The sequence below is a fragment of the Curtobacterium sp. MCBA15_001 genome (assembly GCF_001864835.1).
GTDB lineage: Bacteria > Actinomycetota > Actinomycetes > Actinomycetales > Microbacteriaceae > Curtobacterium.
Map to the genome: position 1 here is coordinate 189,820 of NZ_MJGI01000027.1, position 9,261 is coordinate 199,080.

The following is a 9,261-nucleotide window of genomic DNA, read 5'->3' on the forward strand; positions in this document are numbered from 1 at the left end:
GGCGCAGGGAATCTCTGTCGTCAGGTCGTGAGCTCGACGACCTTCGCGAGCGTCGCGGTGAACCGCTCCTTCGCTCCGGCCTGCGAGAACGATTGACCGGCGGGGTGCACCGTGCGAAGCACCCGGTACCTGTCGCCGATCGCCAGGTCGAGGTGCGCGTCCCAGCCATCCTGGGCCTTCTGACCGGCAAGGACGATCACGCGAAGGTCGGGCAGGAGGTTCAGAAGTCCTCGCAGCTCGATCGAGCCCTGCGCGAGCTCCGGCGCGGTCGGCTTCACCGAGGCTCGGCCGAGCACCCACGGCACGATGTTCCAGGCGAGCACGTGCTCGTATAGGCCCACTGTTTTCCGACTGGTCCACACGTTCTGCGCGGTCGGGTCGTCGTTGTCGACCGAGATGAACCCTGAGCCACCCCACTCGGGCACCGTCTTCGGCCCCGGCGCCTCAAGCAGCAGCAACACGCGTGCCTCGACGCCGGCCTCCGCCGGGTCGAAGTGGGGCAAGACGATGTCCGGCTTCCGATCGCGGCGCTTGTCCCCGACGCCACGGGCCTAGGCCTCGAGCGGGACGGTCCTCTCCGCTGTGATGAGCAGCTCGTGCCGAGCGGCAAGCACGGACGGGTCGCGGAAGCCGCGGGGCGCGTCGAGGAACATGACGCGAGCGTATGTTCTCGCCGGATCGTGGGCTACTCGCTCCGCGGTCCTGCAGAAAAACGTCCTGAGCCGGAAGCGTTGGGCGACCCGAGTCGAACTCCGAGGGGGCATCATCGCCCGGAACGAAGCGACTTACCGCCGGAAACGACCTCAGCGCAGACTCAGGAAGTTGACCCCATTGAGTATGAGACGATCATCTACCCACAGTCGCACTCGCAGCCTCAACCGACGAGCCAACCAACCCTGCAGCAGCCTGCGTCCGAGTGTCGGCGCCCACGGCGTCGTCCATCTTGAAGTGGTCAGGGCCGGCTGACGCAGAAGCCCCCCGACGGTGGCGACACCGTCGGGGTGCACGGCCACGGAACTTCGAGAAGCTTCGCGCCATGAACAAGTCTTCGCGATCGAGTCGCACGACGCATTTCGCGAAAGTGACCCGCACCGACCGGGCCTGTAGACCACTGCAGGGGGGGGGGGGCTGGTGACGGTCTTCGTCGGATGAGCCCGACCGGCGTCCGTGGCACCACCCAGGCTCACGGACTCTCACTCGGCGTTCGAAGTGTGCCGACGAGCGAGTACCGAGCAGAACGAACCGCCGTCGTAATCTGAGCACATGCCGGATCAACCCGAGGATGTACTCGATGAGCGAATCGGACCGTTCTACGACGATGCAGGCCTTCGCGCGCACTTCGGTCTCACAAGCGCAGTGGTTGATGGCCTCGTTCGATCGAGTGATGTCTTGCTTGTTGAGTCCTCAGACGGTGAGCGGCTCTACCCGTCGTTCCAGTTTGGAGTAGCTGGTGCGCTGCTTCCCGGGCTGCAGAATGTGCTTGATGCGCTGGATCCCGAGCGTGAGGACCCCTGGGGAGACGCGGCTTGGCTCAACTCGCCTGCAGAGGAACTTGGCGGAACCACTCCCGCGCAGGCGCTTGTCTCCGATCGCATGGGCGAGACGGTGCGACTCGCGGAACAGGCAGGCGCGTTTCGGCTCGGCTAGCACCACCCAGCACGTTGTGAACGCGTCAGGCGCGGGTCGCGATGTGCGACAGTCCAGCCTCGAGCGCCTGCTCGCCACTCAGCTCACCTCGGGCGATCTGGAGGAGCAGGGCTGTCAGCGTGGGTTCAACCAACTCGAGCTGAGCGTCGAACGCTTCCGGGCCCGCGGCACGACGGAATGTTCTGTCGACGCGGAACACCTCTCGCGAGCGAAGCGATGCCTCCGCTCTCGACACCGTGCCGGCGTCAACCGCGGCGTATAGCTCGTCAAGCATCGGGGTGGACCCGACCATGTAGCCGGGGTCGCGATCATCGTCCTGCGATACCAGTGCCCCGCTGTCGACCAAAGCTGCAAGGAACAGCACCGCTTCGTCCCCAGTCATCGTTCCGTCGGCAACACGTCGGGCGAGGTCCCGGGCGTCAGGGTCTGTGACGGCGAGGCCCTCGGCACCGAGCGCCCCGTCAGCGAACGACACCCGGCGCGAGACTTCGTCGGGATCAGCCGTGGCAACCCGATGGGCGTCGATGTACGCACGTGCGTCCTCCAACGCATCACCCGCAGAGATACCTCCGGCCACGAAGTCCCTCACGATGCCTCGCAAGACGGGATCTGTGACCTTCTGCTGCGTCATGGCGAGCACAGGATCGACGCCGCGATCCTCGTCGTCGGGTGACGAGTCAGTGGCGTTTCGCTCCATACAGCGCTCCCGTCCAGGCACATCGATTCTACAAGCGAGGTCTCTCGATCGAGGGGGCATCAGGCGTCCGCGTCACGGTCACCATACGGACACACGGTATTGGCTGTCAGTCTCGGGGGCGTCAGGAGGCCGCGAAAGGACCACGTTCTGGCCTCCTCGCACCCTCCTATGCAATCGAGCTGCGTAGTGGCCGCACGGTGACCGTCGGACGGTCACTGGGGACCGTCTAGTGACCGTCTCGCGTCCCCACGATTCACGTTGCGGGCTTCAGGGAGTGGGCTGTCGTCGTCGATGAGCCGGCCTACCTCGGCGCGTGCCTTCCGCGCCCGCGCCATGTCATCGTCGAACGCTTCGCGGAGTGGCCGTCCGCCGATCTTCGTCTTATCGAGCCAGCGGTCGACGTCGGCCGGGACGCGCTGCAGTCGTTCGTTCGTTGCTCGCAGCAGCTCCCGCTCCTGCTCGGTTTCTTCGATCGCCCTTTGCGCTGCGAACCGCGATCGTGAAGCGGCGCGCTGCGCCGTCTCAGCGGCATCCTGCGCCCGCCGCGCGTCTGCCGACGCAGCGTCCAGTGCTCGCTCTCTGGCCGCGATCGAGTCCTCACGGCCGTCGAGGTTCTTTGCCCGGTTCTCAAGGCTGACGAGCAGCGTCTCGTACGTTGACTTTTCCGCTTCCGCGTCCTGCGTCGCGTCACGGAGACGGTTGGCCTTCGCCTGGAACTCGCTGCTGCTCAGGTGCTCCCTCGATCGCTCTGTGACTCGCATTTCGACGTCGTAGCCCACTGATTCCATGTGTGCACGGAGTTCCTTGTGCTGCCGCCGGAGGTCGGCCGGCGACTTGAAGAAGTCCTTCTGAGAGAGCCGACCATCGGGTGTGACCGGCGTCACGAGGACCTGTAGCTGCGGGCTGTACTCGTCGAGATGCAGCGAGAACCCGACGATGTTCTCCTGGCTGAACTCGTTGCATGCCCAGACCAGCGACGCGTCCATGTACTCGATCGCCTCCTCGTTGGGGCCGGTGGTCCTCCAGTTTGGGTTGTGGTCGTCGAACCACTTCGGATCCAACTGGAGAATGACGCCTCGGATGGGCTTGGCGTCCTTCCGCTTCCGCCCCGTCACCGTTGCTCGTCGCGTCACGAGGTAGTCCTCGAACTCTTGCGATGGAGGCCGGCCATCGACTGACTCGAGGGCTCGGAACGCGCCGGCGCCATCGTTGACACGCGTGAAGTTGAACCGGGTGCGCTCGGGAACGATGTTCTTGTTGGCGTGCGCGAACGCGAATCCCGCCTTCTCGTCAGCGTCGCGCGCGATGTGGCGGAAGAAAATCTGGCGGTGCCCGCCTCCGTCTCCCACCCGGTGGGAGACGTCGAACGTCATCGTGTAGCTCATGCTTCACCACGCTCGACGTCGATCGTGGGGTGCACCGACTTCGTCGCTGCACCCCACGATGCCTTCGGCGACTCTCCCGAGGGGCTTCCGTTGCTGCGACTCCGACCACCACCCCAGTGCACCTTCGGGAGGGTGGTGGTCTGCTTCGCGGCAACGAAAGGTGTAGCCCCATACACTTTCGCGTCGCTCCGCTCGCCAAAGTCCTTGGGGCCCTGCGGGGCGCCGACGCGCGGAGCGCGTCGAGGGCACCCTTTCCGGGGTGCCTGAGGCCGAGCGCGCTGGTCGCGCGCACGGCTGCCGCGTGCGTCCAAACGATGGAGTGCGACAACACTCGACCGTCCGTTGGACGAATCGCACAAGGTGTCCGCCGTGACCTTGTACTGAGCAGCTGCTTCAGGAATCCGAGCAGTTGTGCTTGCCGATCTCCAGACGTCGGGGGCGCCGTTGATGCTGACGATGCTTCCCAGGGCGCGGGGTGTGTTGGATCGACTGATATACACGTCGATGTCTCCTCAGGTCCTAGGCTGCGCTCTGGTCGACGATGAGACCAGTGCGTACGGCACCCTTGCTCGTTCGCGTCGCAGTCACTCCAAGTCGGTCGAGGGCCTCGCCGAACTTGGTTCGGCCGAGCACGTGGACTCCGTGGATGCCCTCCTTGTCCGCCCAGTCCAAGAACGCGTAGTGGAGGACGGTCGTGGTGTCGCCTCCCGAGGAGGTGTCCGTGCAGCGCGCCTCTACAAATCGGCGGACGTCGTCCTGCGACTCGGCATAGTCCTGAGTCGCCGCGAGGACCGACGCGGGTTCGTCAAGGCCGTTCGCGAGGTAGTCGGCCAAGCCCTCGACGGCCCACGCGAGCACCGCGTCAGCGTCGTCCTTCAGCTTCGAGCCGAGGTACGGGTCCTGCTGGTCCTTCGGCACTACAACCCTGAATGGCACGACACGGACGCGCGCCCACGTAGCCGGGTCGTTCGCCGGAAGCTTTGGCAGGTAGTTCGTGATCATCAGGATCAGGAAGGCCGGCGAGAACTCGAACGGGGATCCGTAGAGCTCACGGGCGGTGATGCGGTCGCCCCCGGTCATGCGCTTCATGAAGGCTGCCGAGATCCGCGCCTTCTCCTCGAGCTCCGACGCGACAAGGAGGCGGACGCCGCGGAGCTTGGCCAGCCCGGGCGATGCGCTCTGCGAATTGCCACCCCGCTGCACCTCGAAGAGACCGTCCTCAGCGACAGCCGCGTAGTCGCCAAGCGAATGCATGACTGCTCCGTAGGCCACGCCCTTCCCGTTGCGGCCGGTTCCCGTCGCGATGGTGAAGATGTTCTCGATCACCTCGCCGATCAGGGCGAGACCGTTGATCCGCTGGAAGAACCCCTGCACATCGGCATCGGGCAGCACCTGGTCCAGGAACCCGTCCCACACTGACGACCGCCGCGGAAGCGTCGGATCGAAGGAACCGCGTGTGATCTTTGTGATGAGGTCTTCTGGGTCGTGCGGGCGGACCTGCATGGTGTTCAATTCCAAAGTGCCATTCGGCATGTTGAGGACGTGGCCATCGGAGTCGAGCTGATCGATCGTCGCGGTCATCCCCTGCAGGTTCGACGCGATCTTCAAGACCCCTGCGAGGCCGCTCGCGCTCTCGCATGCCTTGACCAGAGCGAGGAGGTTCTTGCCCTGTCGCTGCAGAATCTCATCGTGGTCGAACTCGCCCGACGCCTTCATCTCCGTCCCCTCCTCCCGGAGACGGAGGAGGGTCTTCAGGAGGGCGTCCTGGGTAAGGCCGGTGTCGTCGACCCAACGCTGGCCGTTGAAAGCCATCCATCCTTTGTTGCGGACGAACAGGAAGCGGCCGCGGTGGTCGACCGCGAATTCGTGAGCGACCTGCGCCTGGTTCCGGTGTGACTTCGCTCCTCCCTCCAGCTGTTCTTGAAGGGTCGGCTGCGATACGGTTGCAGTGTTGTTCATAGTCATCTTTCTGGGTGATCGATCGGCCCCGGTGTCTTCAGCACTGGGGCCTTTTTCGTGGCGAGTTGAGTGGCTCAGAGGCGCCGCCGTCGAGCCGGCCCTCGAAGCGGTGCTGGGGCGGCATCGAGTGCGTGCCGTCGCGAACGCCATCCCGCACGGGTGCTTGGTGCAGGGCGTGCTTGTTGCAGTCGCTCGGACCGCGCTTCACGACCACGCGAGCGCTGTGCGGGTCGGCGGTGCGGATCACGAAGGTGCACAGGGCGACCGGCTACCGGATGTTGGTGGCGCACAACGCGGGCTCGAACGCCGCCACGGAGGGCGCCACCGAGTGTGACGTTTGTGACGTTCTGGTCCCTAACTCTCGAAGGAAGAGACATCGAGGAGAGAAAGGAGTGAGAGTTCGGTTCAAAGACGTCACTAACGTCACCGGACCGAGCTGCGGCGCCGTCGGTGTCTTGCTGGGGGCGACTCACCACGAGCGGTGGGAACGTGTGGGCGAGTGCCACTGAGCGCTCCCGCGGGGCGGAGACCCGCGAGCGGCTCGTCGCCGGCCAGGCAGCGAGCCGGACTGTGCCCGAGTAGGGCTTGCTGCAGTCCACGCTGCAACGGGGTGCGGCGACTCCGCTTTGCAGAGTGCTCGTGACGCTTGAAGTGGGCATACATGTTCCTTGAATCGATGGATTCAAGGAGACCGAAGTAGCCGATCCCGCTAGCGGATGCTTGGCGTGTCTCTCAAGTCAGGACACCGTTGTCCCTAGCCCGTTTACGTCATTGAGGCCTGTGCCAGGTTACAACAGGTGCGGCCGTTTGCTTACAACTGTTTGTTGCTCGTTGTCCCCGGATGGAGGAGCAGCCGCACTTTCCCGAATTCGGCGGTACATCCGGTACATCTCAGGGTCAGGGTCGTTCGCTTCCGCGCCGAGCGCTCGTAGCGGCATCAATTGTCGCGAAGCGGCCCGTTCTTGCTGTATTGTGGGAACCAAGCCCAAATGACAGAAAAGGGCCAGAGCCAACGGGCTCGACGAGTGGACACGCCAAGCAACTGCTAACGGGTTCGGCTACACAGGTCCCCTCGAAAGCTCAAGCTTTCGAGGTTCAACTATGTCCACTGCCCCTGTCATTGCAGCTTCCCCGCTCGACTCGCTTCTCACGGCTGATGAACTCGCCGAGCAGCTGCACACCACGACCCGCAATCTGCGTGAGTGGCGCTCGACGGGACGAGGCCCCCGCTTCGTCAGAGTAGGACGCCTGCCGCTCTATAGGCGCGAAGCCGTCGAGCTTTGGCTGGGCGAACAGGAGTACGCCAGCACCGCCGACGAGCTGCGCTAGCTGATGGGAACTGTCAAGCCCTACGTGACGAAGACGCGAGGCCGGCTCTACGAGGTCTGGTACACAAAGCCGGATGGAACTCGCGGGCACGACCGCGGTTTCAAGCTCAAGAAAGCGGCTGAGGCTCACCTCGCGATCGTTGAAGTATCCAAGCTCAGGGGCTCGTATGTCGACCCGGCGGATGCGCGCGCAACGATCGGCGAACTCGGGCCAGCGTGGCTCGAGCGCCATCGGGCGAAGCTGACCGAGAGCAGCTTCCACTCCGTAGAAAGCAGCTGGCGCGTGAACGTCGAGCCGCAGTGGGGCAAGTACGCGGTCGGAAGGATCTCGAGGCGCGACGTGCAGGTCTGGCTCAACGAGCTCGCCGGGCGGCTCTCTCACACCTCTATCGCGCGTGCACGGGACTTGCTCGCCGGCATCTTCGACGACGCGATCGAAGACAACCGCGTGACGAAGAACCCCGCGCGCGGGCTCGCAATCAAGAAGAAGCCGATTCCCGATGAGGTGTTTCTCACGCATGCACAGGTCGAGGCACTCGCCCTCGAAGCGCGCTACGCAGACCTCGTGCGCGTCCTTGCGTACACGGGACTTCGGTGGGGCGAGGCGACAGCGCTCCGCGTGCGCAACATCGACCTCCAGCGTCGACGGATCAACATCCGCGAGGGGGTCACCGAGGTCAACGGGCAGCACGTCCTCGGCGGCGTGAAATCCCACGAACGCCGCTCCGTGGCATTCCCCGACTTCCTGGACGACGCCCTCGCAGCTGCATGCGACGGCAGGGACCACGACGAGCGCCTCTGGTCGTCCCCAAGCGGCGGGTTCCTGCGACCCGGTCACTCGCAGCAGGGCTGGTTTGCTCAAGCGGTGAAGCGCGCCATGGCGGCTGATCCGGGGTTCCGTCGAGTCACGCCGCACGACCTCCGGCATACTGCTGCGTCGCTCGCGATCAGCGCTGGCGCAAACGTGAAGGTGGTCCAGCGGATGCTCGGACACAAGTCGGCGAAGGTGACGCTCGACACCTATGCGGCCTTGTTCCCGGACGACTTGGACAACGTGACCGCGGCGCTCAGCCAGCAGCGAACGCAACACCTTTCGCGTCCGCCGGTCAGATCATTGAGATAAGGACGATGGGGAGGCTGTTCAACCGATTCGGGAAGCGGCAGTAGATGTACCGACGCCTCGTAGGGCTACCTAGGCTCGCCTGTTGAATCGACATAAGAGACCGCTATCGGCGCAGACAGGAACGGCCGGTCACCCGCGTGAGGTGACCGGCCGTTGCTGCGCGTGGGGGAGTGGTGTCAGTGCGCCGCGTCGTACGCGTCGCGGACGGTCTGGCTGATGCGACCGCGGCTGGAGACTTCGTGGCCGTTCGCGGCAGCCCACTCGCGGATCTTCCCGAGCTCCTCGGCGTTGCCGCGCTTGGGTGCGCTGCCACCGCTGGTGCGGCCGGAACGGCCGGAGCGGCCCGTAATCTTGCGGGCGGCGGCGATGTAGTCGGAGAGCGCTTCGCGGAGCGCGTCGGCGTTGTCGTCGGTGAGGTCGATTTCGTAGGCGGAGCCATCGAAACCGAACGTGACGGTCTGGCCCTTGCCTTCGTCGATGGTGTCGCCGGTGAGGTCGTCGACGAGGTGCGTGGTGACTTTCTGCGCCATGGTGGAGGTCGCCTTTCGCTTGGGGGTCATCTCCACTCTGGCATAGCTGATCCCGTAGAACGCTTCGTTTGTTCTTCTTCCGGTCGGCTGGTCGGGCAGACTGGGCGGTGATGTCTGATTCGTCGCCGGCCGTATCCGGGTATGCCGCTGCTCTTGCTGAGCTGAAGCAGCAAGTGCGTGCTGCACGGTTCGCGGCGCAGCGCCGGGTGAACACGGAACTCATTCGTCTGTACTGGGGGATCGGTGCGACGATCTTGCAGCGTCAGGGTGACGAGGGGTGGGGGAGCAACGTCATTGGCCGGCTCGCGACAAATCTGCGCGCGGAGTTCCCGGAGATGAAGGGGTTCTCCCCGCGGAACCTCGCGTACATGCGCGCGTTCGCAGCAGCCTGGCCGGACGAGCGGATTCTGCAACAGGCTGTTGCACAACTGCCCTGGGGGCACATCACCGTCCTCCTCGATCGGCTCGATGACCACGAGCTCCGGGACTGGTACGCCGGCCAGGCGGCCGCACACGGGTGGTCGCGGAATGTCCTCGAGCACCAGATCCGCTCCGGTGCGCATACCCGTCTGCAGGCGGCACCCCCCCCCCC

Annotated in this window: 9 protein-coding genes; 4 read left to right on the top strand and 5 right to left on the bottom strand. The window is 64.9% G+C overall.

Features of this window, described 5'->3' with window-relative positions; translation table 11 throughout:
• Positions 1-20: 20 nt before the first annotated feature.
• On the bottom strand, positions 21-503 hold the full coding sequence (locus BIU90_RS16885) for a uracil-DNA glycosylase (RefSeq protein WP_071301375.1): 483 nt from the start codon (positions 501-503) through the stop codon (positions 21-23).
• A gap of 760 nt (positions 504-1,263) precedes the next feature.
• On the opposite strand from BIU90_RS16885, the gene BIU90_RS18480 reads away from it, so the two are divergent.
• Entirely contained in the window at positions 1,264-1,647 is a 384-nt protein-coding gene (locus tag BIU90_RS18480; protein WP_139195347.1) for a hypothetical protein, read from the top strand.
• A gap of 25 nt (positions 1,648-1,672) precedes the next feature.
• Here BIU90_RS18480 and BIU90_RS16890 read toward each other — a convergent pair whose 3' ends face one another.
• From BIU90_RS16890 to BIU90_RS16900, 3 genes are all read right to left on the bottom strand, one after another.
• A complete protein-coding gene (locus BIU90_RS16890; protein WP_071301376.1) occupies positions 1,673-2,344 on the bottom strand; it encodes an antitoxin VbhA family protein in 672 nt (223 codons plus the stop codon).
• A 212-nt stretch (positions 2,345-2,556) separates the two neighbouring features.
• Positions 2,557-3,729, bottom strand: a complete 1,173-nt coding sequence (locus BIU90_RS16895; RefSeq protein ID WP_071301377.1) for a plasmid recombination protein — start codon at positions 3,727-3,729, stop codon at positions 2,557-2,559.
• A 519-nt stretch (positions 3,730-4,248) separates the two neighbouring features.
• A complete protein-coding gene (locus tag BIU90_RS16900; RefSeq protein WP_071301517.1) occupies positions 4,249-5,688 on the bottom strand; it encodes a phage/plasmid primase, P4 family in 1,440 nt (479 codons plus the stop codon).
• Positions 5,689-6,789: 1,101 nt separating this feature from the next.
• Here BIU90_RS16900 and BIU90_RS17985 point away from each other — a divergent pair.
• Together BIU90_RS17985 and BIU90_RS16905 are read left to right on the top strand one after the other, a co-directional pair.
• On the top strand, positions 6,790-7,017 hold the full coding sequence (locus BIU90_RS17985) for an AlpA family transcriptional regulator (protein ID WP_083404050.1): 228 nt from the start codon (positions 6,790-6,792) through the stop codon (positions 7,015-7,017).
• 3 nt (positions 7,018-7,020) lie between these two features.
• A complete protein-coding gene (locus BIU90_RS16905) occupies positions 7,021-8,139 on the top strand; it encodes a site-specific integrase (RefSeq protein ID WP_071301378.1) in 1,119 nt (372 codons plus the stop codon).
• Between the two features lie 176 nt (positions 8,140-8,315).
• On the opposite strand, the gene BIU90_RS16910 is transcribed toward BIU90_RS16905, so the two are convergent.
• Entirely contained in the window at positions 8,316-8,669 is a 354-nt protein-coding gene (locus tag BIU90_RS16910; RefSeq protein WP_071301518.1) for an Lsr2 family protein, read from the bottom strand.
• A 110-nt stretch (positions 8,670-8,779) separates the two neighbouring features.
• Here BIU90_RS16910 and BIU90_RS16915 point away from each other — a divergent pair.
• Positions 8,780-9,261, top strand: a 482-nt coding sequence (locus BIU90_RS16915; RefSeq protein WP_254787097.1) for a DUF1016 N-terminal domain-containing protein, incomplete at its 3' end; no start/stop codon positions are given.